Origin of the sequence: Jatrophihabitans telluris, from assembly GCF_023516435.1 — a bacterium.
GTDB lineage: Bacteria > Actinomycetota > Actinomycetes > Mycobacteriales > Jatrophihabitantaceae > Jatrophihabitans_A > Jatrophihabitans_A telluris.
This window is the reverse complement of the sequence record NZ_CP097332.1, coordinates 2,394,700-2,420,682: the sequence shown is the minus strand read 5'-3', so window position 1 is coordinate 2,420,682 and position 25,983 is coordinate 2,394,700. Positions and strand designations below refer to the sequence as shown.

The window sequence follows — 25,983 nt, the reverse complement described above, 5'->3', positions numbered from 1 at the left end:
CCGGTCGCCATCTTCGGACTGGCCGTGGCGATCACAGCCAGTAATTACGGCGGTTACGCGGGGTAAGAAGCCGTCGACCAACTCAGCTTTCGAGTTCCGACGACGATCTTGAAGACCGTGATCGCGACCCTACGTGCAGTGCTGCCTGAGGGACGTCGGCTTCCCGATACGGTCTGGGCCCGGCGCCACCGATGGATCACCCGTTTCGCGCTCGTCCAAGCGGTCGCGATCGGCATCTTCGGTCTGCTCCGGCACGAACCGACCGGCACGGCTGTCCTGTTCGTGGCCTGCAGCGGGGTTCCCGCCGCGCTCGGCGCCTACCCCCATGCCGGTCGGCGGGTACGCACGATGTCGGTGACGGTGGGCCTGATGCTGGCCTCGGCCGGCCTGGTCGAGCTGTCCGGCGGCGTGACCGAGGCCCACTTCCACTTCTTCGTCATGATCGGCGTCGTCGCGCTCTACCAGGACTGGCTCGCCTTCGGCGTCTGCATCCTCGTCGTGGTCCTGCACCACGCGGTCATGGGCCACATTGCACCGCACAGTGTCTTCGGCAACGCCGATCAGTGGCAGCATCCCGTGCGCTGGGCGCTGATCCACGCCGGCTTCGTCCTGGCCGCCAGTGCCACCCATCTCGTCGCCTGGAAGGCCAACGAGCAACAGGAGCTGTCCGACCCGCTCACCCAGCTGCCCAACCGCACCGCTTTCGTCGAGACGCTCAACCGACGCCTGGCCGATCCCGGCCGGGTGGTGAGCGTCCTGTTCATCGACATCGACAACTTCAAGTCCATCAACGACTCCGCGGGACACCACGTCGGCGACGTAGCCATCCAGCACGTCGCGGCCCGGATGAGCTCTGTGCTCCGGGAGGGTGATCTCGCCGCGCGGCTCGGTGGGGACGAGTTCGCGGTGCTGGTTCCCGGCGACGCCGAACAGGGCGCGATCGTAGGACGACGGATCTCCGATGCGCTGCAGTCGCCGGTCTCGATGGCCGATCGCGAGCTGTTCGTGCAGGTGAGCATCGGTGTGGCCGACAGCACGCTGGCCGGCTCTCGTGACTCCGCCGACCTGCTTCGCGACGCCGATTTGGCGATGTACCTGGCGAAGTCCTGCGGCAAGAACCAGGTCGCCACGTACACCGTCGGCGTGGACAAGGTGGTCCGTGAACGAGCCGTGCTCGCCTCCGACATCCGGACCGCCCTGTTCAAGGACGAGCTCGAGCTCTACTACCAGCCGCTGGTGAGCGGAGCGGACGGACGGCTGTCCGGTGTCGAGGCGCTGCTGCGCTGGCACCACCCTCAGCGTGGCCTGGTGCCGCCGATCGAATTCATCCAGCTCGCCGAAGAGACCGGTGCGATCAGGGATATCGGTGCTTGGGTCCTGCGTACCGCCGCGCTGCAGGTCTCCACGTGGCGGCGAGAACTTCCCGGCTGCGCCGATCTCGAACTGTCGGTGAACCTCTCACCCCTGCAGTTGGGTGAGGAACTGGTGCCCGAGGTTCTCGGCGCCCTGAGCGCGGCCGGCCTCGCGCCGGGCCTGCTCACCCTGGAGGTCACCGAGTCCAGCCTGCTCGCCGACCTGGAGTCGGCGCGGACGCATCTGGGTGCTCTGCGGTCGGCGGGGTGCCGCGTGGCGATCGACGACTTCGGGACCGGTTACTCGTCCTTGTCCTACCTGTCCCGGCTGCCGGCGGACCAGGTCAAGATCGACCGGTCCTTCATTCGGGACCTCGATCAGTACAGCGGAGCCGTTGCGCTCGTGAAGGGCATCATCGACATGGCCGCCGCCCTGGGCCTGGACGTCCTGGCCGAAGGCGTGGAGGAGATGACCCAGCAGGTCATCCTCGGGGAGCTCGGCTGCCCGAGGTATCAGGGCTACCTGTTCTCGCGACCGATCCCGGTGGGGGAGTTCGGAGCCTTCGTGGCTCGCTCGGCCGGTGCTACCTGCGCTGCGTGAAGGAGCCGGATGTGTTCGCCGACCATCGCCCGACTGTCGTGCTGGACGGCTGGAACGGACCGCGTCGTCGTTTCAGGAGGCTGGGTAGTTCGCCCCGCGGAGCAGACCGGCCAGGTGCGCGGCGTTCACCGCGAGAGTCTTGGTCGTCGAGGCGACTTCCTCTGGGGTCTCGGGCAGATCCTGGTAGTCCACGCCGTGCATGGCCTCGCCGTTCCAGTAGCTCACGCCGCCGGCCGGAATGGTGAAGCCGACATCGTTGAGGCATTGGTAGAGCACGGCGCTGACGTGGTGAGCCCCGTCCTCGTTGCCGACCACCGCCGCGATCGCGACCTTGCCGTAGGTCAGCAGGCGACCCTGGTCGTCCTTCTCGGACAGCTCGGCGTCCAGCCGTTCGAGCACCCGTTGGCAGACGCTGCTGTGCTGACCCATCCACGTCGGCGTCGACACCAGCAGGATGTCGGCGTCGATGATCTGCTGACGGATCGCCGGCCACTCGTCACCGTCGCCCTGATCGAGCGTGACCCCAGGTTTCACGTCGTGGTCGACCACACGAACGGTGGAGCCGGCGACGCCCTGGTCGGCCAGGGCATCGAGAACCTGCCGGGCGAGCAGGTCGCTGCTCGACCGGGCCGGTGACGGGTTGAGCGTGCAGACGAGCGCGACCGCGCGCAGCGGGGCGACGGACGCGGCGGACGGATTCGTGGAAGGACGTGCGGACGGGGTGGACATGCAGTGCCTCTCGGAGCGAGGGCCGAGCTGAGTGTTCAGCTAAGGCCACCGTACCGATCGGTACAGCGTCACGGGATCGTGACCGCCGGGAACGTCCGAGCCGCTCAGTTGTGACCGGGGCGTGCCGATTATGAGCACGCGACGACCGCGAAGTCCGCCTTGCGCGCGTCGCGACGGGGCCAAGGCTGCGAGCTCCCGCAGTGCCACCCGTGCACCACCTGATTTCGCAGCACGCCGAAGGAATCCGGATGTCCCACACCGAGCTCGTCGTCGCCCGCCAGGCGATTTACGACGCGCGCCTGGAGGTGGCGGCCTACGAGTTGCTGTTCCGTTCCTTCGAAACCGACGACCACGCCGACCAGCTCGACGGCGACCTGATGACCAGCACCGTCCTGTTCAGTGCGCTCAACATCGGCGTGGACCGGCTCGTGGCGGACAAGCTCGTGTTCTGCAACGCCGACCGCGGTCTGCTGACCGGACGGCTCCCGGTGACCTTGCCCCCGGACCGGACGGTCATCGAGGTCCTCGAGACCGTCGAGCTCGACCTGGAGGTACTCGAGGGCTGCCGCAAGCTCGTTCGGCGCGGGTACCGCATCGCCCTCGACGACTTCGTGTGGGTCGAGGGCGCCGAGCCGTTCCTGGAGCTGGCCTCGATCGTCAAGATCGACCTTCGCCGGCTGTCCGGTACGGACGAGCTGATCGCGTTGGTCGAGCGCTGCCGGACTTTCGACGTGGAGCTGCTCGCCGAGAAGGTGGAGACCGAGGAGGAACTGCAGCTGTGCCGCGACCTGGGCTTCGACTATTTCCAGGGTTACGCGTTGTCGCGGCCCCGGGTGGTCGCCGGCCGTGCCCTCGAATCCACCCAGCTCGGTGCGTTGCGGATGTCGGCCAGCCTGCTCGGTTCGGAGTTCGATCTGGACGAGCTCGAACAGATCCTGCGGACCGAGCCGGCGCTGGCCCTGCAACTGCTTCAGCTGGCTGCCATCGGCGCCCGCGGCGGCCTTCGGCGCGAGATCCGGACTTTGCGTGATGCGTTGATCCTCGTCGGGGCGGTCCGGGTCCAGAGCTGGATAGCGTTGTTGCTGCTGCGCAAGCAGACCTCGATACCGGACGACGGGCTGACGACGGCGCTCGCCCGGGCCCGGATGTGCGAGATGCTGTCGGCCAACACCGTGCCGCATCTGTCGGCGGTCGCCTTCACGGCCGGCATCCTGTCCGCCTTCGACGTGCTGCTGGGCGTCGAGGCCAGTGAGATCGACCGCTGGGTTCCGCTCGACGACGAGCTGCGAGAAGCCGCGTTCGGCCAGCGGAGCCCGGTCGGCAAGATCGTTCGGGACGTCGCCGACTACCAGGCCGGCCGGACCACCGACGTTCGGCGAAGCGGCCTGAGCGACCGCGACTTCGACCTGGCGTCGATGGACGCGATCATGTGGGCGGTCGAGGCGACGCACCGGGTGGCGGCTGCCTGAAGCCGTGCGGGCGTCGCTCCTCGACCTATCGGTACGGTCAAGACAGGCCTACCGAGGAGACAGCATGGACACCGGCACCGATCCCGCAGCGAATGAACCCGGTAGCGGATCGACCGGGCTACGGCAACGCTTCGGCAGCGCCCGGCGTCCGCAGCGCCCGGTGGCTCGGCTCCGGCCCGACGGTATGGACGACGCCACGGTCGCCGCACTCGGCAAGATCTCCGAGGCGCTGGAGGCGGCTGAGGACGCGCGGGGACACCTTTATGCCTTCCACCGCCTGTCCGGTCGCGCTGACCTGATCCTCCAGGACGGCGTCCGTGCGCTGGGCGAAGCGGGTCAAGCTGAACTGGCCGACGAGATCGACGACGTGTTGGTCGGACGAGATGTCATCGACGGGCACTGGACGTTCGAACTCGTCGAGATGTACGACGAGCAGTATTTCGCCGTCTTCCGCGAGGTCGAGGCAGAGGCTCGGCGTCGCGTGGTCGAGGGCACGCGGCACCTGTTCGAGGCGGAGATGAAGCATCGCGAACAGAATGCCGGCACCGCCTGAGGGCCGCGCCGTCGGGCAGCGTCAGCTCTCCGGGGCGGCGAACCCCGCATAGACCGCCGACATGTCCGAGCCGCCGTGCCCGGCGTCGCTGGCCTGCCGGTAGCGCCCCAGCAGTGCGGACAGCACCTGATCCGACACCCCGGCGAGGACGGCGGCGGCGCTGATCAGCTCCAGATCCTTGATGACGCCGTCCACCGCGAAGGAGGTCGGGAACTGGCCGGAGATCATCTGCTGTCCCTTGGCCTGGGCGTAGGCGGAGTCCGTGGGACCGCCACCGATGGCGTCGAGGAACAGCTGCGGTTCAAGTCCGAGTCCGCGCGCCAACGCGATGGACTGAGCGGTCGCGGCGTTGATGCTGGCCACCCATGCGTTGCAGGCAAGCTTGAGCGCGCTCGCGCGTCCCAGCTCGTCCCCGGCCCGGACGGCGCGGGCAGCGATCGCGTCGAAGACCGGCTGGGCGCGGTCGATCGCCGCGGAGTCGCCGGACACCAAGGCCACGAGTTTGCCTTGCTCGGCCGGGGCTTTCGTTCCCAGCACGGGAGCGTCGAGCATCGTGAGGCCACGCTCAGCGGCAAGGTCAGCGCACCGTTTCGTGCCCTCGAGCCCGATCGTGGAGGACTGGATCCAGATCGTCTCCGGACCGAACGCGTGGGCAGCCTCGCCGATCACGGCCAGCACCGCGTCGGCGTCGAAGAGCATGGTCACGACGAAGTCGGCCCCCTCGACCGCAGCTGCCGCGGACTCGGGCACGGTGGCGCCCTCGGCGGTCAGCGGCTCGGCCTTGCTGGCCGTGCGGTTCCAGGCGCGCACGTCGCACCCGGCGCGCAGCAGCGAGCCCGCCATCCCCGCGCCCATGATGCCGGTGCCGAGCATGGCGACGGTCGGTCGGTTGGTCACGTCGATCCTCCTTCTGGATCCGGACGCCCCGATGAGCAATCCTTCAGATCCACGTCCAAATCACCGTACCCCCGGCACAAGGACGCAATCGGCGCACAACCCGGTGCCCGGGAGCATGTAGGACAGGCAGCAGCTTCGCCGCCGAATGGCCCAGTCCGGTGAGTCGGGTGACCGAGCCTCAGCCGTGCCGGCCAATGGGCCGCTCTTGAGCATCGCGGTGGCCAATTCCGCCGCCCGTCGCGCCTGCGATGGCTCGGCCCGGGCGATGGCTTGCGCGGCGCCGGCGACCGCGGAGGCAATGTTGCCCAGCACGATGCGTCGGGACAACCGGTACTCGGTTTCGAAGCGCAGCTGTAGGGGGGTCAGGAACTCGTCGAAGAGTTGACTCACGAGGGCGGTGGCCGGCAGTGGGACCGGAACCGGTTCCCGCCCTGGCTCACCCCGTGGGGTCTGCGGTCGGTAGCGCAGCGGCAGCGGGCCGCCGTCGACGTCCTGCCACTGCAGGTCGGCCGCCAGGAGCGGGCGGACAGCCCCGCCCTGCGTGGCGACCCCGAAGGTAGGCGCAATCAGGCGCGCGGCCAGGCCGAGCAGCACGATCGAGCCGGTCACGCGGGGCGTGACCGCGGATGCGGGCAGTCCCAATCGCTCGCACAGTAATGCGCGCGCACGGCTGACGCGGTTCCGGACCGTCGTGGCGTGCGACAGTTCCGAGAGCGGTCGCCACCGCGGCGCGGACGATGGCTGGGGGCTCGGCTTGTGCGCGGCGCTGTCCGGCTGGGGGAGTTGTACTTCGAAGAACGGGCCGTAACGGGCTACGGATCGCAGCGCGCCCACCGTCAGGTCACCGGACACGATGCGCCGATCAGCGTGGTGTCGATCGCGAGCCCGATGCTGTGCAGCGCGTCCGCAACCGGCCGATGTTCATGATGAGGCCAGCGTAGTGCGTCTGACGTTCGTCCCATGCGTCCCTGCTGACTCTGCTGACCCAGAGCTATACGTGCGTATCAACCGCGAAATTGTCGCTCTCAGTTACGAAAATACGGACATCTACGGCGTGTCGCGGGTGCAAATCCGAAATTCTTGCGCCGCGGGCTGTACTCTCCGCTACTTTTTGTATAGCTTCTGTGAAGCACTCGTGGTGGGGGACTACAGGTGCTGACCTCCGGTCGGTGTTCACCGCGACCGGTTTTCGTCACGTCGAGGTACGTACGGCTTGCCCGCGCACCTCCTGCCGGAAACCGAGTAGTGGAGACGCCGCCCGCCTGTTCAGCAACCCGAAAGGTCCCTGCTCGATGAACCGAACCCGTATTTCCGCCTTGATCGCCGGTGCCGCCCTGGGTGGCGCGGGGCTGCTGGCCGTTCCGGCCGGGATGGCGCCGGCCGAAGCGAGCGGGCACAACCCCTTCGGCGTGGTCGACGCCTTCTCGATCAAGGACGCCGTGGTCAGCTTCCGCGGCTGGACGGGCGATCCGGATGTCTCCGGAACCGTGCGCGTCGTTGTGAAGATCGACAACACCGTCGTCTCGTCCGTGCTCGCGAACGGCTTGCGCAAGGACGTGGGCCGGGCCTATCCGAATCTCGGCAACAACCGGGGCTTCTCGGGTACGACGGTTCTACCGACCGGAAAGCACAAGGTGTGCCTCATCGCCGGTGACCTTGCGCAGGGCGACGACACGAGCTTGAGCTGCAAATCCTTCACCGTGGCCAAGGCGGCCGGCGGGCAGTCGGTCACCGCAAGCCGCACGCCGATCGGAGTGCTCGACAGTGGTTCGTTCTCCAACGGCACGCTCACCGTCAAGGGGTGGACGATCGACCCCGACACGACTGCGCCCACCTATGTCGACATCATGGTCAACGGTGACTCCTACGGCTCGGCCGCCGCGAGCGTCGCTCGCGCCGATGTGGCCAAGGCCCACTCCGGCTATGGCACCGCGCACGGATTCTCGCTGACGCTGGCGGCGCCCGTACCGGCCGGCAACTACGAGGTGTGCGCCGTGGCGATCAACAATGGCGCCGGTGGCAACACGGTTCTGGACTGCCGGGTCGCCACGGTTGTGCCTACCACCGTGCCCGACTCGCTCGGCGTCGCCACTGCGGCTCAAGCCGCTGACGCGATCGTTGCCGAGGCCGTCAAGTCGAGGGCGGCCCAGACGAGCGACTTCTCCAAGACCTGGTCTTCGGCGGCCCGGATCGCCTTCGCGACGCGAGCGTTGCTGCAACAGGCCACCGGCCGCAGCACAAAACCGCCGGCGGTGAAGGGGCTGCCCGCGTTCGTGGCCGCCACCCCGAAGAAGGTTGTCGACACCCAGCAGGTCATGGGCGCCAAACCGGACATGGGCAGCTACGCCGCGGCCAAGAAGGGCGGGCGCAGCGGAATCGCGCATTCGCTGGAGCCGTTTGCCGCCGACTCCCTGACCGCTCCCAACGGTCCCGGGGTCGGGGTCGTCGGGGCGGCGGCGATCCTGCCGGGCAACGGCACCTCGGTGCACCCGAGGCTTCCCGCGTTCAAGACCGGGACCTACACCAGGCTGCGAGCCGAGGTTGCGATCAACGCCGCGTTGGGACGGATGGGCGACCCGTATGTGTGGGCCGCTTCGGGCCCTTCGACGTTCGACTGCTCCGGCCTGACCGCGTGGGCCTACGCCAAGGCCGGCATCGACCTCACGCACTACACGGGCAGCCAGTCGACCCAAGGGGTTCGGGTCAAGACGTCCCAGCTGCTTCCCGGAGATCTGGTGCTCTTCGGAGCGGACCTGCATCACGTCGGCATGTACCTCGGAGTCGGCTACATGCTCGATGCGCCCGATACCGGCGCCTACGTCCGGGTCGACAAGATCTCCTGGTTCGGCGACTTCACGCTGGCGGTCCGCCCGTAGGGCCTGAGATGCTCCTGTGAGCTGGCGTAGCAGCCGCGGAACTTCACGTGACCTCCTCGGCGTTGCAGGTGCGGGGCCGGCACCCGAGGTCCGGGTACCGGCCGGTGCGGCCACTTCGAGGGAGCAGACGAGTGTCGGAACACAGGGCTGGGCTCGACAGCGTCGTCGTCGGCGAACCCGCCCTCGGGTCGCGGTCGGAGCAGGCCAAGGCGCTGGCGCCGGGAACGCCACGGTGGCTGCGCCCGCTGCGCGATGCCGTGCATCGGCTTCCCGCCGGGCGTCCCATCTGGAAGATCGCCGTGGCCGTCATCGGCGGCGCGGTGGTGGCCCTGGGCATCGTGCTGATCCCGTTTCCCGGGCCGGGTTGGGCGGTGGTGTTTCTAGGCGTCGCGATCTGGGCGACCGAGTTCGTCTGGGCGCGCCGGTTGCTCGGCTGGGGGCGGCTTGTCCTGCGTCGCTGGACGGACTGGATCAGACGTCAACCACTGTGGGGCCGGGCCCTGCTTGCCGTCGCCGCGCTCGCGTGCCTGGCTGGGGTGCTGTACGTGAGCTGGATCCTGTTCTTCTGACCTGATCACGGGCATGTAAGCTGGCTCAGGTTTTGACCGCACTACGTGCGGGCGATTAGCTCAGCGGGAGAGCACTGCCTTCACACGGCAGGGGTCACTGGTTCGATCCCAGTATCGCCCACCGTTACAGAGGCTCCGGATTCCGGAGCCTCTGTCGTGTTGGAGGCACGTCTCATCCGATCGACTCGGTCTCCGTGCCCCCGCGTTCCCGTCAGCCGCTTCGGCGGCTCACGACGGATTTCGGGTCGACCCATCCCCGGATCGAGGCGCGTTTTCCGCGGCAGGCGGCCGGCAAACTCCTCAGTCTTGTTGGATGCGTCAGGGTTCGCGGCTCGGCGTGGGTGAACTACAGGCAGGCCGCGCGTCGACCCCTCTGATCTCTAGAGGCACCCGCGCGCGATGCCTCAATCACGCGCGGACCCCAGCAGTCGCCGAGTCGAAGAGGTAGTCCCGCGAGGACGAGATGGTCGCCCTCGCAGCTTCGGCGTCGATGCCGACGAGGCGGCCGTTGCGCTTGCGGGTACGGCCGGAAACCAGGACGGTGTCCACCATGCCGGGGTGGGCCAGGCTCACGATCAGCGTGATCGGATCGGCCGCGGAGATCGTCGGCACGCCGTCAGCACGGACCAGGACCACATCTGCTTGCTTGCCCGGCGTCAGCGAACCCACGCGGTCGGACAGGCCGGCATTCCGAGCCCCGCCGAGGGTCGCGAACTCGAGAACCTGTGCAGGCGTCAACGCATCCGGCCGGGCGGAGTCACCACGGGCAGCCAGCCTGAACTGCTCGGCGCGGTCCCGGAGGATCAATGTCTGCATCTCGGCGAACATGTTCACCGCGTAGCTGACCTCGTTGTCGTTGCTCAGACCGATGGCGGCTGCATAACGCAAGGCCTGCCGGACCGGTGGGATCGTCGAGCCGAGTCCGAAGGTGGCGTCCGAGCGCGGGCACAGGTTGACGCAAGCACCGCTGTCGGCGATGAGTTCCCACGTCCGCTCGGTCAGGTCGTAACAGTGATTGAGAGCGTGCTGCTCGGTCAGCAAGCCAGCCCGCTGCAGGTGCTCGAAGCGTGCCTCGAGTCCTGGAGTGTGCGGCCCGATCTCGCTCGAAACCCACATGCCGGCGCCCTTGGCGAAGGCCCACAGCTCGGGGGTCGGATTGATGTCGAACAGTCGGACGTCCACGAGCGGGCCGCTGAGGCGGTCGCGCAACTGGGCGGCAATGGCCGGCACATGATCGAGGTCCGCCCCGAATGGAGCGCCGACTGCGTGCACGACACGGATTCCGGCATCGACCGCGCCCTCGATCGCCGCCTCCGAATGCGCCGGCGTAAGGGCGTTGTGCGCGTTGTCGACCATGGTCGTGATACCGACGTCCAGCGCGGCGAGCGCGGTGGCGAACGTGCCTGCGTACATGTCGCTGGGACGGTAACGCGGCCCGTGGCCGAACGCGGTGAGGCCGAGGTAGGAACCGAAGTCAGCCATCGGGGCCAGTCCGCGCAATTGCCCTTCCCAGGCGTGGACGTGCGAATCGACGAAGCCCGGGATCGCGATCGTGCCGCGGGCATCCAGTACCTCGGCACCGGGCACGTCGATAGCGGTGCCTACCGCGACGATGATTCCGTCCCGGACGACGATGTCGCCGCCGTGGACGACGCCGATGAGCGGGTCGAGCGATACGACGGTCGCGCCCTGAATCAGCAGTGTGCGGGGGTCGGTGGTCATGGTGTGTCCTCCCAGGTTGATGTGGGCCGAGCGTGCCCGCCGCTGCCTGCAGGTTCCTTGCTCTCCAAGCGGGGAACGCGCCAAGATAACGACAAGAAGGCCGCGTCACCGTGCGCATGTGAGAATCCGGGACGTGTTGCGTTACCACCTCCTCGGACCGCTCGCGGTCGAGCGTGGTGGCGCGTCCCTTGCTCTCGGCCCGCCCAAGCAGCGCGCGTTGCTGGCGGTGCTCGCGCAGGAGGCCGGCGCCGTGGTGAGCACCGACCGCATCGTGGACTCGGTGTGGGGCGATGACCATCCGGCCAGCGTGCAGTCCAGCCTGCACGCCAACGTCTCGCGCCTGCGACGACTGCTGCGCGACGATCCGTCCTCGCCTCCGCCGATCGTGCGGCGGTCGGGCGGATACCTGCTCGATGTGGATCGGGCCGAGGTCGACGTCGCGCTCTTCCTCGAGCGGGCCAACCTCGCCGCAACCGCGGTCGGCCGCGGTGAATGGAGCGCCGCGGTCCAGGCGGCCGACGGCGCGCTCGGGCTGTGGCGCGGGGGGTACCTCGATGATCTCCGGGACGAGGAATGGGTGCGGGTGGCTGCCGGCCCGCTGAACGAATACCGGGCCGGCGCAAGGCAAAACCTCGTCATCGGACTGTTGGGGACGGGCGACGTCGCCGCGGCGCTGGCGCGATCGACGGTGCTGCTGGCCGAGCAAGACCTCGTCGAGCGCGCGACCTGGCTGCACATGATCACCCTGTACCGGGCGGGCCGCACGGCCGAGGCGCTCGAGACCTACCGCGGCTTCTCGGCTCGGATGGACGCGGAGTTGGGTCTGGACGCCGGTCCGGCCCTGCGCGATCTCCACGGCGCGATCCTGCGACAGGATCCAGATATCGCCCGCTGGCCTGGTCGTGACGAGCGCATCGTCGTCGGAATCGTCGAACCCGAGGTGCCGAAGCCCAGCGCCGCCATTGCACCGCAAATGACATCGGCCGACGCGGCGCCGCTGGTCGGACGCGCCGATGAGACTCGCGGTATCAGTGAAGCGCTGACCGCGGCTCGTACCAACGGAGCCCGCTGGGTCGTCATCAGCGGTCCGGCGGGAATGGGCAAGACACGCCTGGCCGAGCACGCCATGGACGGCTGGGTCGCCGACGGGGGGAGAGTCGTTCGTGGTCAGTGTCCGGATCTGGACGAGGTACCTGCGGGCTGGCCGATCCGGCAGCTGCTGCGGTCGCTGGGTGCCGAGGCCGACGTGCGGCTCGAGCAGGCAGGCTTCGACGTCGATGTGGCGCGGTTCGCCGTCTTCGAACACGCCGCTTCTGTCGTGCGAGCTCAGGTCGCGCAGCGACCGCTGCTGATCGTGGTCGATGACGTCCACTGGGGCGATCGCGAGTCGCTGGCGTTCCTGACGTTCCTCGCCGAGACCGTCACCGACCCGGGACTCGCCGTGATCGTGACGACTAGGCACACCCGGGGGCGTCCCGAACTCGAGCGGCTGCTGGGCGCACTGGCCCGCCGCCCGGACAGCCGGCAGATCGGCCTGTCCGCGCTGAGCGTCGGTGAGGTCGCCCATCTCGTCGAGTTGGTCAGTGGAGAGCGGCCGGCCGATGACGACGCCGCGGGGATGGCCACCCGCACCGGGGGAACTCCGTTCTACGTCATCGAGTACGCCCGGCTGCCCGGGGACCAGCGCCGGGGCGAGTTCATTCCGGCCGCGGTTCGTACGGTGCTGCGCCAGCGCTTCTCGCGGCTGCCGCCGGACCTGCTGGAGACGGTGCAGGCGGCCGCGGTCCTGGGCGAACCTATGGACGTGCCGATGCTCGCCGCGGTCACCGGCCGCAACGATATCGAGGTCTCAGACCTGCTCGACGATGCCGCCGACCTCGACCTGCTGCGAGGCTCTCCCGACAGCGCGGCCTACGGCTTCGCCCACGCTCTGTTGCGCGAGGAATTGGCCGCGGGTATGGCCGAGCTGCGCCGCGCCCGCCTGCACCTGCGTGCCGCCGAGCTGCTGGCCGGATCGGACACTTTGACGGACCTGCTGCGCCGGGCTAGACACCTCCTCTCGGCCGGCCGGATCGCCGATCCCCAGCTGGCATATCGGGCCTTCCGCGCGGCGGCCCACGCAGCGGACGAGCGCTGGATGTACGACGCCGCGGCGAGCTGGTGGCAGGCGGCAGTGGACGCCTATGACCGCCTGAGCGAAACCGACCCCGACGAGCGGGACGCGAACATCAGTGCGCAGCTGCGGGCGATGGCGTGGTTGGGCCAGGGTCAAGCGGTGCTCGACGTCCTGGACGCTGCGCTCATCGAGGCCCTGCGAGCCGGTCGTACCGAGTCCGTGGGCCGCCTTGCGGCCAACCTGTTGCGGGTGTCGGGATCGTGGCCGTGGCCGGTCTACGGCTCGGACCCGGCCCCGCTTATGGTCACGCTCAGCGGGCTGGACGGGGTGCTGCGCGATGACCCGGCAGCTCGCGCCCGCGTGCTCGCGGTCACCGCCATCGGTCGCTGCTACGACCCGGATCCGAGCGTGCCGGACGACCTGAGCCGGCGCGCGATCGAGCTGGCCGAGCAGACCGGCGACGACGCGGTACTCGCCGACGCGCTGCTGGGTCGGGCGTTGACCTACGCGGGTGTCGCCAGCCGCTCGGCGGAATCGATCGAGCTGTGCGATCGCCTGGCCACTCTGAAGCACGAGACCGCGGCGGCCGACGACGTGCTGCGGCGCAATATCGCCACGATGGCCCTGCTCAATCTGGGCCGAACCACCGAGTGCGCCGAGTTCGTGCAGATCGCGACCGTTGGTGCCGACGTTCTGCGCTTGCCGATCAACCGGGTGCAGCTGCGGTGGGCCGAGGCGGCGCTGGCTCAATGGCAGGGCGACCTGCCTCGTGCCGCCGAGTTGTACGAGCGGGCCGAACTGGCGCACCGGCGCACCGAGCTACAGCAGGCCGGCACCTTCGAACTGGCCCAGCTGTCGCTGCTGTGGGACCAGGGCCGTCTCGACGAGCTGCCCGGGCCGGTGCCGTCCAACCCGATGGTCTCGCAATGGACGAGGGCGGCGGCGGCCGCTGCGACCGGTTCACCGGAGGGTGACGAGGCGCTCGCGGTCGAGGTGCGTCGGTTCGAGCCGGAGGTCTGGACCTCGCACGGACGTTGGGCGTTGCTGGCGCACTGTGTCGCCGACCGTGGACTGTGTGAGCTGGCGCCGCCACTGCTCGCCGCGCTGGCGCCGGTGCGGGACTGCGTTGCGGCCTTCGGCCAGTGCGGTGTGCTCGGACCGGTCGCGCTGGCGATGGCCCGGCTCTCCCGACTGCTCGGTGACCTGGTCACCGCTCGCAATCATCTCGATCGGGCGTTCGCGGTCGCACAGCGCTCGGGCGGTGCCGCCGCCCTGGTCCACTGTCGGCTGGAGGCGGCGACCTGGGCCGTCACCGACGCCCAGTTGACGCCCGAACTGCGTGCCGAACTCGTCGCGATCGCCCACGAGGCCGACGTACGCGGCATGAGCGGCATCGCCCGCCGGGCCCGCGATCTCCAGTGATCGACGGATGCTGCCTGATCGGCGTCGTCCGGTTCGAGCGCAACCATGCCGCGCCGCGCGGACAATCGTTCGCCTCCCGCGCGGCGCGGCCGGTCGTGGTTCACCTCGGGATCGAGGCGGCCGCACGGACGATGTGACCGTAGGCGATGACGCCCGACGGGTCGTAGGCCGTGGTGAGGGTAGCCAGTCGATCGAGAGTTGCCGTGTCGTACTTGCGCGCGAACTCGACCGGGTCAGCACAGGCGTGGAAGTTCGGCAGGCAGGTGCCCTCGCTCCAAGGCGTCAGCGCTCTGAGTGCCTCCGCCGCGTGGTCGCGGGTTGCGTCGAGGACGGGCGGCGCCGCGATGCCGATCGTCAGGAATGAGTAGGCGGCCTCGCGATGGCTGACGGCGCTCGGTCCGCCTTGCTCCCGCGAGATCGCCCCGCCCAAGTGGCGCAGTTCGACGATGATCTGCGGACAGTCGGCGTCGGGGCCGGCCAGGTTCACGATCGTGTCGACGGCCTCCCCAGTCAGCGAGTTCAGCAACGTGCCCGCCTCGTACGTGGGCATCGGATCGACGGGGTCGCTGTGGATCATCCCCACGGCCGAGTACGGCATGACGTCGACGCCGCCGAAGATGATCGGTCCGGCCGACTCGATCTCGGCGAGCACGCGGCGGCCCTCGTCCGGGTCACCGACCCAGGCGAAGCGAACGGCGACGGCCACCCTGCCTGCTAACGCCTCGGGGACCCCCGGCAGCGCGGGCAGCCGGATGACCGCGACCGACGATGTCGCCTGCTCGGGCAGGGTGGCGGTCCACTTTGCCCACCGCTGTAAGACCGTCGCGGCATCGGCGCCGTCGAAGTACAAGCAACCGCCGAGCATCGTCACGAGGGGAACGAGGTCGAACTCGACCGCCGTGACGATGCCGAGCGCACCTTTGCCTCCGCGCAGACCCCAGAACAGGGCCGGGTTCTCGGTCGCGCTGGCCCGGCGGAGCAGGCCGTCGCCGGTCACCACATCGAAGGCGGTCACGTAGTCGGCAGACACCCCGTAGGTGCGGGCCACCGGGCCGATGCCGCCCCCGGTGAGGAATCCGACCACGCCGACACCCGGCGCAGATCCGGCGAGGGCGGCGAAGCCCAGAGGTGCGGCCGCGTCGATGACGTCCTTCCACACCAGCCCGGCGCCGGCTCGCACGGCACCAGACGCGCTGATCGTGAGCTCGCGCAGCGCCGAGGTGTTGACCTGCAGGCCACGCTCTTCGTATTCCACCGCGCCGTGGCCGGTCGCCTGGACGCTCACGCGCAGCCCGTGCTCGTTCGCGTGGCGCACGGTGGCGACGACATCCTCGGCCGAGTCCGCTTCGACGACGGCGATCGGACGGTTGGGCACCGCGACGTTCCAGGGCAACGCCAGCGAGTCGTACCCGGGGGAACCGGGCAGGTGCACGGTGCCCGCGATGCCGGTGGCAAAGGAATCGATTGCGGCGTCAGGGACGGTGGTGGCGGGCATGGTCATGATGTTCTCCGGTTCAGAGGGGCTGGGTGATCGGGCATCACCATGGCGCCCCCTACTTGCCGGATGCTTGGCGTGGTCTTGGTGGGCGGAGGGCCGATCGGGAACGCACAGCTGGGAAGGGTTGCCGAGCAAGTCCCGCCCGGCACAATCTGGCCACTGTTCAACGAGGTCGGCCGAAATCGACAAGCCCCGAGCAGCGAGCCGAAGTAGCGTGTTGGCGTGCCAACGAAGCAGCGGTCCCCAATGACCGCCGTAGCGTCAAGGAGACGAACATGAGCCCGACGATCCGCAGCCTGGTGATCCCGGTGACCGACCTGGCGGCCGCGAAGGCGGTCTATACGGCGCTGCTCGGCGCACCGCACACCGATGAGTCCTACTACGTCGGCTACAACGTCGACGGCTTCGAGGTCAGTTTGAATCCCTCGGGCGATACGGCCGGTCCGGTCGCCTTTGCCGACGTGGACGATCTTGACGCGGCTCGGGAAAGTCTGCTCGCCGCCGGCGCAACCGAACAGAGCGCCCCGCGCAAGGTTGCGCCCGAGGCACGGGTCTGCGTGCTCGCCGACGGCGACGGAAACCCGATCGGCCTGCGGGGTCGGTAGAAAACCGCCGGTTAGGCCTCGGTTGCCAGACCGGCCCACCGTGCCCCGGTATCGGTCGCGGCATGATGGACCAGTGGAGGCGACGCTGCTTGATGCTGTCCGGGAGGACGAACTCCGTCGAGCAGCTTTGACCTATCCAGAGGTGGGTCAGACTCAAGGCGAAACGCTTCCGTCGGGGTACGACTGGCTCGAGCGGACGGCGACGCTGACCGGTACGGATTTTCTCGCTGCATCACAGGCCCTTCTCGCCTGGCAGGTTCAACTCAACGCGGGCGTCGGTGTCGAAGCGTCAGCGCTGCACGTGGTTGCGGACGCCGTCGTGACCCTTCGGCTGGGGATTGGTCCGTTGCGCGTCGGAGCTCCGTGTCGCATCGTGTACGTGGTCGACGAGCCCTGGCGGCGCGGGTTCGCCTATGGGACGCTGCCGGGACACCCCGAGTCGGGCGAGGAATTGTTCCTGCTCCAGGTCGCGCCGACCGGGGGAGTCACTCTGACGATTCGCGCGTTCTCCAGGCCTTCGAGTCGGCTCGCCAAGCTGGCCACCCCGGTGGCTCGCAGTATGCAGAGGACTGTGACCGGCCGGTACCTGCGTTCCCTCAGCCGGTAGATCGGCTGACAACGACGAGCAAGGCTTCACCGCCATTGAGTGCACCGTCCAGTCGGCGCCGATATGGATCTTGCGAATCGTCGACGTCACGACCCGATTGGGAGAATCGCTGCATGATGTCTGTGCCAGCCCTGGCCGGTGGAGTCATCGTCGGGGCGATGAGGTCGGGGTGGCCTGACTCCCGAAACCCCAGGTCAACGACCAGGGCACAGATCAGGGCTGTAGCTCCGGTAGGGGAATTGAGAGCTCGGCGACGCGCAGGTCGACGTAGTGCCGCTGTTGTTCAGCGAGCCAGTAGTCGCCATGGACTAGGAGACGGCCGTGCTCGTCCGGGTCCGGAATCCGGATGTCCCGGGACGTGCCTGGACTGATCTCGGTCGCGATCGGATCGGTGTCGCGCCAGAAGTTGACCCACTGCTCCGAATTGTTCTCGACCGCGGCAAAGAAGGCCTGATCGAACACGGCAGGAAAGAACAACGCGTACAGCGATCGAAGTGGAGAACCGCAGGTGACCAGAACGACCCTGTGCCGAGTGGGCTCATCGCTGAGCAAGGACACCGCCCAGGCACAAAGTACCGATCCTTGACTGTGCCCTACCAGTACACATGAGCCCGCAGCGGACGTTTCGACGCTGTTGAGGATGCCCGACACGACCGGACGTCGGTATGAGGCGCCCGCCAGCGGGTGGCTGGCGACCGGCCAGAAGCCGAGCAGATCGGCAAACATGGCCATGGGCTTGTGTACGAACGAGATCTTATTGCCGACGAGGACGACGATGAGAGCGGTCGCGGCCGCGGCCTGAACGCCGACCACGGTCCAGACCCAGGCCTGCGTCGTGCCGTAGAACACCCAGCGCTCCAGCGCCCAAAGGCCGAAACCCGACAGCACTGTGCTTGCCACGATCGCTCGGGACAATGACCCGCTCAGTCCAAGCACTAACCCGCGGCGCCATCGGGCGCCGGAAAGACCTCTCACCGGGTTGCTGGCGAAGTCCCGTTTGTCCGGCAAGGCGGACCGCTTGGCCCCGCTGTTCGTCAGGTTGAACAGGACCATGGCGACACCCAACGTGGTCGCGCCGAGTATGCCGATGCCCGCGAGCAGATCCATGACGTAATCGTTCGGCTGGGCGTAATCCGTCCTCAACGGTGGCAGTAAGAGACGAGCCGAGTATGGCGCATACCTGTTCGGGCCACCCCACGGTGCGACATCGTGGCCGGACATGTATGACAACACATTGTCAACGAACAGTCTCAGCAAGGACGCCACGCCAACCAGCAGCACAACCGAGCTCACCAGCCCCAGCGCCGACCCCCACGCTGCCGTCGTAGGTCGATTGGTCGAGCGCTCCTCCCACCACGCGATGACCACGAGAGCGAGAGCGATCAGCAGAGTGGTGGCGAGCGCAAGGAGAGCCGTTGTGGTCATGGCATCCAGGTAGGGCGCCACCTGTCTTGACGCAATGAGCTCTGCCCGACTCGGGACGGTGACGGGATCAGGGTCGTATGCGGCCGTGGGCCCGTAGGTCGTAAAGATGCTCGGCACCCAGCTCGCGTCGATACGCCGGTGCGCTGGGCGATAGACAATGACGCCCACCGCTGCAATGGCGACGCTCAGCAGATGAAGGCACGAGACCCACCACGGGCAGGCGGCGGCGGCCAGACGATGCCGAAGCGCGATTGCAGCGAGCAGAGATATCCCCACACCGGCTGCGATGACACGTCCCGCCGCCGGTGAGGACGTCACGCCGAGAAACAGGCGGCGGCCGATGGTCTCGGCGATCGCGAGGAGCCACAAGTAGGTCAGGAACGTCAGTACGAGACCGACCGCGACGGAGGCGAATCGAGTGCGACTCTCGTCCCAGCGCCGGGGTCCTCCCGCGGCGACGTCGCTACCTGGGGGTTGATTCTTCTGCTGGGACATGTACCCAACCGCGTTCACGAGCGTGTACGGCAGCGCCAGATACCACTTCCAGCTGACCAACCTCCTCGATGTGCGAGACCAGTTGATCAACAGGAGTGAGTGGGCCGGTACATCAGGTGGCACGGCTACGCTGGGGCCACGCGGGCCGAAGTCATCGATGATTCTTGGTGAGCCGAGCTCCGACCAATCGTCGTGGTCACCGATACCGTGTACGCGAATTTCGGTACAGCCGACAAGATTGTGGAGACCGCCGCTCATGTGCGCCCCCCGCTCGGATGTGCGGTTGACGATGTCACACGGGATGCGTAAGCGGAAGGGCAATCATCCTCGGGTCGGGATTGCCTCTGCGCGGGATCCTGACCGAGGGGACGTTCAAGCGCCGCGCGTCGGGGTCTAGTCGGTGGTGATGTAGATCTTGCGGATCGTCGACGTGACGACCCACTCGGTCCGCTCGCCCGCAAAAAGCCTTACGACGGTGCCTGGTTCGAGATCGATGGTGTCCCCGTCCTCGACGCTGAGGCTGCCCTGCCCCGCGATGACGACGAACACCTCGTCCGCTTCGACGTCGCGCACGGTCCCGGGTGTCATCTCCCAGATGCCGATCGCGTTGTCGCCGAAGCTACCGAGTGAGGCGATCGCGGCGACGGGACTACCGCTGATCACCTCCGCGCCGGGCGGGATGTCATCGCTGAGGGCGACGCTTCCTGCGTGCTGGGAGAGCAGGCGCGCCATCAGGAACGCGACCCGATCGTGCCGCCGACGCCGCCGGCCGGCAAAGCGCACCAGTTCCGGGTACGAGGCGGTACACGGCACGCGCCGACGGAACCGGGCAGAGGCAGACAGCTCACGATCACGCGCTTTCCTAGTAGGTGGCACCGGCATTCAAACACACCGGTTCTACCGCGTATGCAGAGTGATACGGCCTCGGTCCGCGCCTGCCGCTACTACGCGCGTGACACAGGTGCAGGCCTGGTCGTCGGCGGCCTTCTGCCGGTCGCTCAGGAACACGTCGCGGTGATCGAGCTTGCCCGACAGCTGACTCACGGCCATCACGCACAGGCCGCATTCGCCTTTGCGGCAGTCCCACATCAGCTCCGCGCCCGCCGCGGTGAGAGCGTCGAGCATGGTCTGATCGGCAGACACCGTGGTGGTGATGCCTAGTTCCGGAATGCTCACCTCGAAGGATTCGGCGTCGAACCAGCCGCTGTTGCCGAACGTCTCGAACCGCAGGTCCGTGGGGGACAGCCCGGCGTGCAACCAGGCGCGACGGACGGCGTCCATGAGCCGGACCGGCCCGCACATGAGCAGTTCGGTGCGCCCGGGCTCCGCGGCGATGCCGGCGACGAGGCCGTCGACGTCCAGCGCGGTGCCATCGGCATCGATGTGGGTGGCCAGGCGCTCGCCGTGTTCAGAGGCCAGCAGGTCCGCGTACGCCATCACCGACCGGGACCGGCCGACGTAGACGATCCGGTAGTCACCCCCGAGCCGGGCCAGCGCGCGGCCCATGCCGACGAGGGCGGTGACCCCGATGCCACCGGCAAGCAGGACGTGGCGGTCCGCACCCGGGACGAGCGGGAAGTCCTGCAGCGGTCGGGTCGCTTCGATCGTGTCGCCGACGGCCAGCCGGTGCATGAAGGCCGAGCCGCCGCGACTGTGCGCGACGAGCAGGACGGTGATGGTGAGGCGGTGGCCGGCGGCGTCGGACTCGACTACCGAGTAGGAGCGAACGTCGCTGCTGCCTTCGGCACTCAGCGAGACCCGGACGTCGATGTGGCTGCCGGGCTCGGCCGCACGTCCGAGCGGAGCAGGTCGTTCGATGGTGATGCGCCGAACGCGATCGGCCACCAGTTCGCTTTCCACGACCCGGCAGCGGCGCCAGTCCAACCGGGCGGTATTGGTCACCGCGCGGACCGCTCGCCGGCGTCGGCCACCGGCCCATTGGGGTCGCGGGCGGCGTCGGTGAGCGCACGGGCATCTGAGGGCACGGTCGGCGACGAGTCGCCGAGACGCCCCTCGGCCTGCAGCATGCGGTCCAGGATGCGACGCACCCAGATGCCTCCGGCGTCGATGTTCAAGCTGTAGAAGGCGTAATCGGGATTGGCGTCGATGGCGCGCTGCTGGGCCTTGAGCATCGCTTCGTCCTCGCCGAAGACACCCCGGACCCCGTTACGCAGCTCGGTCGTGATCTTCTGGCTGTCGAGCCGGTAGTTGCGCATGAACGCCCAGAAGTAGTGGGAAGTCCGTTCGGTGTCGGGCGTGATCGTGTTCATGACGTAGCCGTTCACGCCCTTGCTGCGATCACCCTCGGGAGCGCCGGTGCCCGTCGGGGCGACGCCGACGTCGATGCAGATCGTGCTTGGCGCGTAGTAGTGAATGATCTGCCAGCGATCTACCCGTCCGTCGAAGTCCGGGTCGAGGTCGCGCATGTTCTTGGCCCAGAACGCGGGCGGTTTCACGTCGATCATCCAACGGGTCACGCTGACGTGGTTGTCGCTCTCGAGCCGGGTGCTGAACTCCGACTGGCTCAGCTCGTCCTGGCCGAGGCTGGATCCGTGCACGAACTCCTCGTGCGTCAGGTCCATCAGGTTGTCGAGAATCAGCTGATAGTTGCAGGCGGCTTCGATGGTGAGGCCGTCACCGGCCCACTCCGGGTCGTCCAGCTGGTGCATGTCGGGGATGGTCGACGGGTCGGCGAGCGTCGGATCGCCCGGCCACACCCACACGTAGCGGTATCGCTCCACGATCGGGAAGGACGGGACGGACGCGCTCGGGTTGAGCGTCTCCTGCGCGGGAAGCCGGGTGCAGCGTCCCGAGGCGTTGTAGCGCAGCCCGTGGTACGGACACTGGATCTCCTCGGCGCCGACGAGGGTGCCCATCGACAGGGGAGCGAGCCGGTGCCAGCAGGCGTCGGCCAGCGCTACCGGCCGGCCCGCTTCCGTGCGGTAGAAGGCCATAGGCCGGCCGGCGATCGTGCGGGCCAGGATCTGTTTGCGGTTGACCTCCCAGTCCCAGCCGGCGGCATACCAGGCGTTGAGCGGGTGCGGAAAGATCTTGGCGTTGACACGTTCGCGCAGGTCCTGTTCGTCCATAGTCCACAGGGTCCGGCGGGTGGCATGGTTGGCGCCACCGGGGTTTGCACTCAGTGCAAGTCCTACTGGCCGCTCAGGCGATGAATCACCGGTCCCCGTAGGTCGCGTAGGCCCTCGAGATTCCGCGAGCGGCGGCTCGCACGAGTGGGGCCAAGGCCTGGGGTCGGGCGCCGTCAATGGCCACGACCAGCGACACGGCGGCGACGACGTGGCCACCGGCGTCGGTGATCGGCGCGGCCACCGACAACGCGTCCTCGGTCACGGCACCGCGGCTGACGGCGTACCCGTCCCGTCGCACACCGGCGAGCGTCCCGCGCAGCGCCGCCGGGTCGGTGATTGTCGCCGGCGTGTACGAGGCGAGCCCAGCCCGAACCACCTGGTCGAATACCTCGGGCGGGGCATGGGCCAGCAGGACCAGTCCCACTCCGGTTGCGTGCAGAGCGAACCGGCCCCCGACGCGGGTCAGTACTCGGACCGCGGAGCGGCCGGCGATGCGCTCGACGAAGACCGCTTCGGTGCCTTCCCGCACCGCCAGCTGGACGTTCTCCCGCGAGACGACGTAGAGATCTTCCAAGAACGGCAGGGCGACCTCGCGCAGGCCGAGTCCGCGGGGGGCGAGTGAGCCGACCTCCCACAGACGCAGGCCGACCCGGTAGCGCCCGGCGTCGGTCCGCTCCAGCGCGCCCCACGCGGCCAGCTCCGAGGCACGCCGCTGTGCGGTCGACAGCGTGAGTCCGGCTCGGCGGGCCAGCTCGGTCAACGTCAGCTCACGATGATCGGCGTCGAAGGCACCCAGCAGGGCGAGCACCTTCGACGCGACCGACGTCGAGCTCGGGGAGGTCAGCGGACGCCGACCGTCTCGGTCTCGACGAAGGCGTCCTCATGCCGGCGTCCACCGAGCAGCGTGGCTGCGATCAGCGCCGCGATCAACGCCGAGATCCCACAGACCAGGTACCCGATCGCGTAGCCGTGCGACAGTGCGTGGAAGGCGACGTCCTTGAGCGGGTTGAAGGGAATGAGCTTGCCCCCGGGACCCGGCACCTGTGCCGGGACGCCGTTCTGGCCGAGCGGACCGGACTTGACCGCGGCGACGGCACCGGCAACGGTGGCCCGTTCGGCCGAGGGCACATGCTGCGGCGAGGCATAGAAGGACGTCAGCGCGGAGCTGAGCGCGGGGGTCGAGGCGATTTTGGCGTTGATGGCGTGGGCCGCGTTCGTCAGCGCGATCGCGCCCACGATGGCCGGTCCGAGGGTGAGCCCGCCGTCGCGGAGCATGCTCGTCGCGCCACTGGCCATGCCGGCCTTGGAGGTGGGAACGCTGTTCACGGCGACCACCGTGATCGAGGTGACGGCCAGCTTGAAACCGGCACCGATGACCAGCAGGGGAACCGCGACGGCGGCGATCGACAGGTTCGTGGCCGGAATCGCTGACAGAACGAGATCGCCGACGCCGATCATCGCCATGCCGGCGGCGAGGACCCAGCCGGGCTTGTAGCGTTCGATCATCCTGGTACTGACCGGGAAGAGCACGACGCCCATGACGTTCAGGCAGAAGAAGCCGATCGACGTTTTGAGCGGGGTGTACTCCTGGATCGCCGAGAGCCGGATGCTGGTCGCGTAGGCCGTCCCGAGGTAGGCGAACATCCCGATGACGGTAACCACCGCCGAGATCGCGAACACCCGGTTGCTGAACAGTTCCAGCCGGATCAGCGGACGATCGACCCGCCGCTCGATCGCCACGAACAGGGCCATGAAGACCGCGGCGACGACGAACCCGCCGATCACGGTGACACTCGTCCACCCATCGTCCGCGCCCTGGATCACCGCGTAGAGCAGCGCGAACAACGAGATCGCGACGGTGATCTGCCCGGGCCAGTCCAGCGAACGTCCCTGCGGCGCCGAGGAGTTCTGGGCGAAGGCCACGGTGATCGCAGCGCTGACCGCGGCCAGCACGGCCATCGCCAGGAAGGCGTAACGCCAGCTCGCGTACTGACCGCCCGAGTGGTGGATCCGCGCGAGGACCCCGGCCAGCACCGGCGAGATGAAGCCGGCTCCGGTCAGCGCGGCGGCCCAGATGGAGATGGCGTGGGCGCGCTGTTTGAGGTTGTGGGTACCGGCAGCGAGCATCGCCACCGACGTTGGGAAGATCGCCGCCGCGCCGATGCCCGCGGTGACCTGCCCCGTCAGAAGCACGCCCACTCCCTTGGCGGGGGTGAAGAAGCCGATCAGGCCACCGACGACCATCAGCGCCGCTCCGATGGCGAGCAGTCGCTTGCGGCCGAACAGGTCTCCGACCACGCCGAAGGACAGTTCGAGCAACGTGACGGGCACCAGGAATGCGTCGGAGATCCACGTCAACTGGGTCGAGGAGGTACCCAGGTCCTGGTTGATGAATCCGTTGATGACGGCCGGGATCGACAGGCCGATCTGAGCAACGGCGACGGCGCCCGCCGCGGCGAGGAGGGTGCCTGGGCTGAGCCTGGAGGGTGTGGACGGTGCGCCGGCTGCGGCATCGGTCTCGTTCATGGTTGAGAAGAAAACCACAAACGCAGCTTGATGTACAGGTTTCCTGAGTAATTATTTGACCGAATTGCGCAACGCCGTTCGGCACAGCTCAAGCGAGTGGCGCAGCTCGCTCGCCTGCTCGCCGGTCAGCAACGACAGCATGCGGTCCTGCAGCGCGGCCACCTGGGGCTGCATGCGCGCCAGTAGCCGGTGCCCGGCGGGGGTGAGGGCGATGACCAGGCGCCGACGATCGGCCGGGTCCCGGTGCCGGCCGATCAGGCCGCGGTTCAACAGCGCGGTCACGACGTCGGCCATGCTCTGCCCGGTCACGAACGAGTGCCGCGCCAGGTGAGCCGCGGTCAGGTCGGGATGCCGCTCCAGGACCGTCAGCGCGGTGTACTGAAGGGCGGTCAATCCCTCCGGCCGCGCCAGGTCATCGAGCTCGGCGCGGACGGCCAGCTCGACCTGTTTCATCAGGTACAGCAGGGTCGAAGGCGGGTCTGCGTGGTGGTCTGTGGGGGTCGCGTCGAGGCGGGTTCGCCGGGGCGTGATCGTCATGCATTACCTCCCTGGACGATCATCCTAATTACCGGGCGAGGCCCAGTACCTTCGCGGCCGTGTCTTTGACGATGCCCGGCCGGTGGGCTTCGTCGATCCCGAGTTCGGCGAAGTCGGCCAGCCAGCGCTCAGGCGTGATCAACGGGTAATCGCTTCCGAACATCACCTTCTTGCGCAACAATCCGCCCGCCGCGCGGACCAGCTCGGGCGGGAAGTACTTCGGCCGCCAGCCCGACAGGTCGATGTAGACGTTGGCCTTGTGCGTGGCCATCGAGATCGCCTCCGCCTGCCAGGGAACCGACGGGTGGGCCAGAATCACCGTCAGGTTCGGGAAGTCAGCCGCGACGTCATCGAGCAGCAGCGGGTTGGAGTAACGCAGTTTGATGCCGCGACCGCCGGGCAGGCCCGCGCCGATGCCGTTCTGCCCGGTGTGGAACAGTGCCGGCACTCCCAGCTGCTCGATCGTGCCCCACAGTTCGGCCCACGCCGGGTCGTCCGGGGCGAACGCCTGCAGGCTGGGGTGGAACTTGAACCCGCGCACACCGTGCTCCTCGACCAACCGCCGCGCCCGGTCCACCGCAGCCCGCCCCTGGTGCGGATCCACCGACCCGAACGGGATCAGCACATCGTTGTGTCGGGCGGCCGCCTCGGCGATCTGCTCGCTGGGTATCGCCGGGTGACCGGTCGCGGTCGTCGCGTCCACCGTGAACACGACGGCGGCAAGTCCGGCGCCGCGATAGCGCTCGGCCAGGTCCTCGACGCTGGGGGTGCGGCTGTCCGAACCCTTGAAGTAGGCCGCGGAGGCGTCCATCAACTCCTGGTCCAGGGACAGGTGGCCGTGCCCGTCCGACTCGACGTGGACGTGCATGTCGATGGCCGCGACGGCGTCGAGGTC

The 25,983-nt window shown here is 68.3% G+C and carries 21 protein-coding genes and 1 tRNA gene; 9 read left to right on the top strand and 13 right to left on the bottom strand.

Annotated elements, in window-relative coordinates; translation table 11 throughout:
* The first annotated feature begins 138 nt into the window (after positions 1–138).
* A complete protein-coding gene (locus M6D93_RS11310; RefSeq protein WP_249769295.1) occupies positions 139–1,953 on the top strand; it encodes a putative bifunctional diguanylate cyclase/phosphodiesterase in 1,815 nt (604 codons plus the stop codon).
* Positions 1,954–2,025: 72 nt separating this feature from the next.
* Here M6D93_RS11310 and M6D93_RS11305 read toward each other — a convergent pair whose 3' ends face one another.
* Positions 2,026–2,682: a flavodoxin family protein gene (locus M6D93_RS11305; protein WP_249769294.1), complete on the bottom strand. Its 657-nt coding sequence runs from the start codon at positions 2,680–2,682 to the stop codon at positions 2,026–2,028.
* Positions 2,683–2,930: 248 nt separating this feature from the next.
* Here M6D93_RS11305 and M6D93_RS11300 point away from each other — a divergent pair, with 248 nt between their 5' ends.
* On the top strand, positions 2,931–4,151 hold the full coding sequence (locus M6D93_RS11300; protein ID WP_249769293.1) for an EAL and HDOD domain-containing protein: 1,221 nt from the start codon (positions 2,931–2,933) through the stop codon (positions 4,149–4,151).
* A gap of 64 nt (positions 4,152–4,215) precedes the next feature.
* Entirely contained in the window at positions 4,216–4,704 is a 489-nt protein-coding gene (locus tag M6D93_RS11295; RefSeq protein ID WP_249769292.1) for a hypothetical protein, read from the top strand.
* A gap of 21 nt (positions 4,705–4,725) precedes the next feature.
* On the opposite strand, the gene M6D93_RS11290 is transcribed toward M6D93_RS11295, so the two are convergent.
* Both M6D93_RS11290 and M6D93_RS11285 read right to left on the bottom strand, forming a co-directional pair.
* The gene (locus tag M6D93_RS11290; protein WP_249769291.1) at positions 4,726–5,601 is read right to left on the bottom strand and encodes an NAD(P)-dependent oxidoreductase; all 876 of its coding nucleotides are present in this window, start codon (positions 5,599–5,601) and stop codon (positions 4,726–4,728) included.
* 60 nt (positions 5,602–5,661) lie between these two features.
* Positions 5,662–6,453: a (2Fe-2S)-binding protein gene (locus M6D93_RS11285; protein ID WP_249769290.1), complete on the bottom strand. Its 792-nt coding sequence runs from the start codon at positions 6,451–6,453 to the stop codon at positions 5,662–5,664.
* 440 nt (positions 6,454–6,893) lie between these two features.
* Here M6D93_RS11285 and M6D93_RS19385 point away from each other — a divergent pair, with 440 nt between their 5' ends.
* The 3 genes from M6D93_RS19385 to M6D93_RS11270 all read left to right on the top strand — a co-directional run bounded on the left by M6D93_RS19385 (position 6,894) and on the right by M6D93_RS11270 (position 9,167).
* Positions 6,894–8,477 carry a C40 family peptidase gene (locus M6D93_RS19385; protein ID WP_283818574.1) on the top strand — a complete coding sequence of 528 codons (1,584 nt, stop codon included), beginning with the start codon at positions 6,894–6,896 and terminating at the stop codon, positions 8,475–8,477.
* 131 nt (positions 8,478–8,608) lie between these two features.
* Positions 8,609–9,046 carry a TIGR02611 family protein gene (locus tag M6D93_RS11275; RefSeq protein WP_249769289.1) on the top strand — a complete coding sequence of 146 codons (438 nt, stop codon included), beginning with the start codon at positions 8,609–8,611 and terminating at the stop codon, positions 9,044–9,046.
* Positions 9,047–9,095: 49 nt separating this feature from the next.
* Positions 9,096–9,167, top strand: a tRNA-Val gene (locus tag M6D93_RS11270).
* Positions 9,168–9,454: 287 nt separating this feature from the next.
* Here M6D93_RS11270 and M6D93_RS11265 read toward each other — a convergent pair.
* Positions 9,455–10,768, bottom strand: coding sequence for an amidohydrolase family protein (locus M6D93_RS11265; RefSeq protein WP_249769288.1), 1,314 nt, complete (start codon positions 10,766–10,768; stop codon positions 9,455–9,457).
* 118 nt (positions 10,769–10,886) lie between these two features.
* Here M6D93_RS11265 and M6D93_RS11260 point away from each other — a divergent pair, with 118 nt between their 5' ends.
* On the top strand, positions 10,887–14,306 hold the full coding sequence (locus tag M6D93_RS11260) for an ATP-binding protein (RefSeq protein WP_249769287.1): 3,420 nt from the start codon (positions 10,887–10,889) through the stop codon (positions 14,304–14,306).
* Positions 14,307–14,406: 100 nt separating this feature from the next.
* On the opposite strand, the gene M6D93_RS11255 is transcribed toward M6D93_RS11260, so the two are convergent.
* Positions 14,407–15,807, bottom strand: coding sequence for an FAD-binding oxidoreductase (locus M6D93_RS11255; RefSeq protein WP_249769286.1), 1,401 nt, complete (start codon positions 15,805–15,807; stop codon positions 14,407–14,409).
* A 272-nt stretch (positions 15,808–16,079) separates the two neighbouring features.
* Here M6D93_RS11255 and M6D93_RS11250 point away from each other — a divergent pair, with 272 nt between their 5' ends.
* Both M6D93_RS11250 and M6D93_RS11245 read left to right on the top strand, forming a co-directional pair.
* Positions 16,080–16,409 (top strand): VOC family protein, encoded by a 330-nt coding sequence (locus M6D93_RS11250; protein ID WP_249769284.1) that lies wholly within the window; start codon positions 16,080–16,082, stop codon positions 16,407–16,409.
* Positions 16,410–16,482: 73 nt separating this feature from the next.
* Positions 16,483–17,016: a DUF1990 domain-containing protein gene (locus tag M6D93_RS11245; RefSeq protein ID WP_249769282.1), complete on the top strand. Its 534-nt coding sequence runs from the start codon at positions 16,483–16,485 to the stop codon at positions 17,014–17,016.
* Positions 17,017–17,229: 213 nt separating this feature from the next.
* Here the strand turns inward: M6D93_RS11245 and M6D93_RS11240 are convergent, their stop codons facing one another.
* The 8 genes from M6D93_RS11240 to M6D93_RS11205 all read right to left on the bottom strand — a co-directional run bounded on the left by M6D93_RS11240 (position 17,230) and on the right by M6D93_RS11205 (position 25,956).
* Complete coding sequence (locus tag M6D93_RS11240) at positions 17,230–18,936, bottom strand: hypothetical protein (RefSeq protein ID WP_249769280.1); 1,707 nt, start codon at positions 18,934–18,936, stop codon at positions 17,230–17,232.
* Between the two features lie 393 nt (positions 18,937–19,329).
* On the bottom strand, positions 19,330–19,749 hold the full coding sequence (locus M6D93_RS11235) for a cupin domain-containing protein (RefSeq protein WP_249769279.1): 420 nt from the start codon (positions 19,747–19,749) through the stop codon (positions 19,330–19,332).
* Positions 19,750–19,833: 84 nt separating this feature from the next.
* On the bottom strand, positions 19,834–20,838 hold the full coding sequence (locus tag M6D93_RS11230) for a PDR/VanB family oxidoreductase (protein ID WP_249769278.1): 1,005 nt from the start codon (positions 20,836–20,838) through the stop codon (positions 19,834–19,836).
* Positions 20,835–22,025 (bottom strand): aromatic ring-hydroxylating dioxygenase subunit alpha, encoded by a 1,191-nt coding sequence (locus tag M6D93_RS11225; RefSeq protein ID WP_249769277.1) that lies wholly within the window; start codon positions 22,023–22,025, stop codon positions 20,835–20,837. Before M6D93_RS11225 ends, M6D93_RS11230 begins: the two co-directional genes overlap by 4 nt.
* A gap of 85 nt (positions 22,026–22,110) precedes the next feature.
* Complete coding sequence (locus M6D93_RS11220) at positions 22,111–22,869, bottom strand: IclR family transcriptional regulator (RefSeq protein WP_347343624.1); 759 nt, start codon at positions 22,867–22,869, stop codon at positions 22,111–22,113.
* Positions 22,866–24,551, bottom strand: a complete 1,686-nt coding sequence (locus tag M6D93_RS11215; RefSeq protein ID WP_249769275.1) for an MFS transporter — start codon at positions 24,549–24,551, stop codon at positions 22,866–22,868. Before M6D93_RS11215 ends, M6D93_RS11220 begins: the two co-directional genes overlap by 4 nt.
* Positions 24,552–24,602: 51 nt before the next feature.
* Positions 24,603–25,004: a MarR family winged helix-turn-helix transcriptional regulator gene (locus tag M6D93_RS11210; protein ID WP_347343623.1), complete on the bottom strand. Its 402-nt coding sequence runs from the start codon at positions 25,002–25,004 to the stop codon at positions 24,603–24,605.
* A gap of 112 nt (positions 25,005–25,116) precedes the next feature.
* On the bottom strand, positions 25,117–25,956 hold the full coding sequence (locus tag M6D93_RS11205) for an amidohydrolase family protein (RefSeq protein WP_249774201.1): 840 nt from the start codon (positions 25,954–25,956) through the stop codon (positions 25,117–25,119).
* Between the last annotated feature and the right edge of the window lie 27 nt (positions 25,957–25,983).

Coding starts and splice junctions, on each gene's coding strand:
- M6D93_RS11250 (WP_249769284.1), top strand. CDS start 16,080: ATGAGCCCGACGATCCGCAGCCTGGTGATCCCGGTGACCGACCTGGCG.
- M6D93_RS11210 (WP_347343623.1), bottom strand. CDS start 25,004: ATGAAACAGGTCGAGCTGGCCGTCCGCGCCGAGCTCGATGACCTGGCG.
- M6D93_RS11305 (WP_249769294.1), bottom strand. CDS start 2,682: ATGTCCACCCCGTCCGCACGTCCTTCCACGAATCCGTCCGCCGCGTCC.
- M6D93_RS11300 (WP_249769293.1), top strand. CDS start 2,931: ATGTCCCACACCGAGCTCGTCGTCGCCCGCCAGGCGATTTACGACGCG.
- M6D93_RS11295 (WP_249769292.1), top strand. CDS start 4,216: ATGGACACCGGCACCGATCCCGCAGCGAATGAACCCGGTAGCGGATCG.
- M6D93_RS11240 (WP_249769280.1), bottom strand. CDS start 18,936: ATGTCCCAGCAGAAGAATCAACCCCCAGGTAGCGACGTCGCCGCGGGA.
- M6D93_RS11265 (WP_249769288.1), bottom strand. CDS start 10,768: ATGACCACCGACCCCCGCACACTGCTGATTCAGGGCGCGACCGTCGTA.
- M6D93_RS11215 (WP_249769275.1), bottom strand. CDS start 24,551: ATGAACGAGACCGATGCCGCAGCCGGCGCACCGTCCACACCCTCCAGG.
- M6D93_RS11225 (WP_249769277.1), bottom strand. CDS start 22,025: ATGGACGAACAGGACCTGCGCGAACGTGTCAACGCCAAGATCTTTCCG.
- M6D93_RS19385 (WP_283818574.1), top strand. CDS start 6,894: ATGAACCGAACCCGTATTTCCGCCTTGATCGCCGGTGCCGCCCTGGGT.
- M6D93_RS11205 (WP_249774201.1), bottom strand. CDS start 25,956: ATGCACGTCCACGTCGAGTCGGACGGGCACGGCCACCTGTCCCTGGAC.
- M6D93_RS11255 (WP_249769286.1), bottom strand. CDS start 15,807: ATGACCATGCCCGCCACCACCGTCCCTGACGCCGCAATCGATTCCTTT.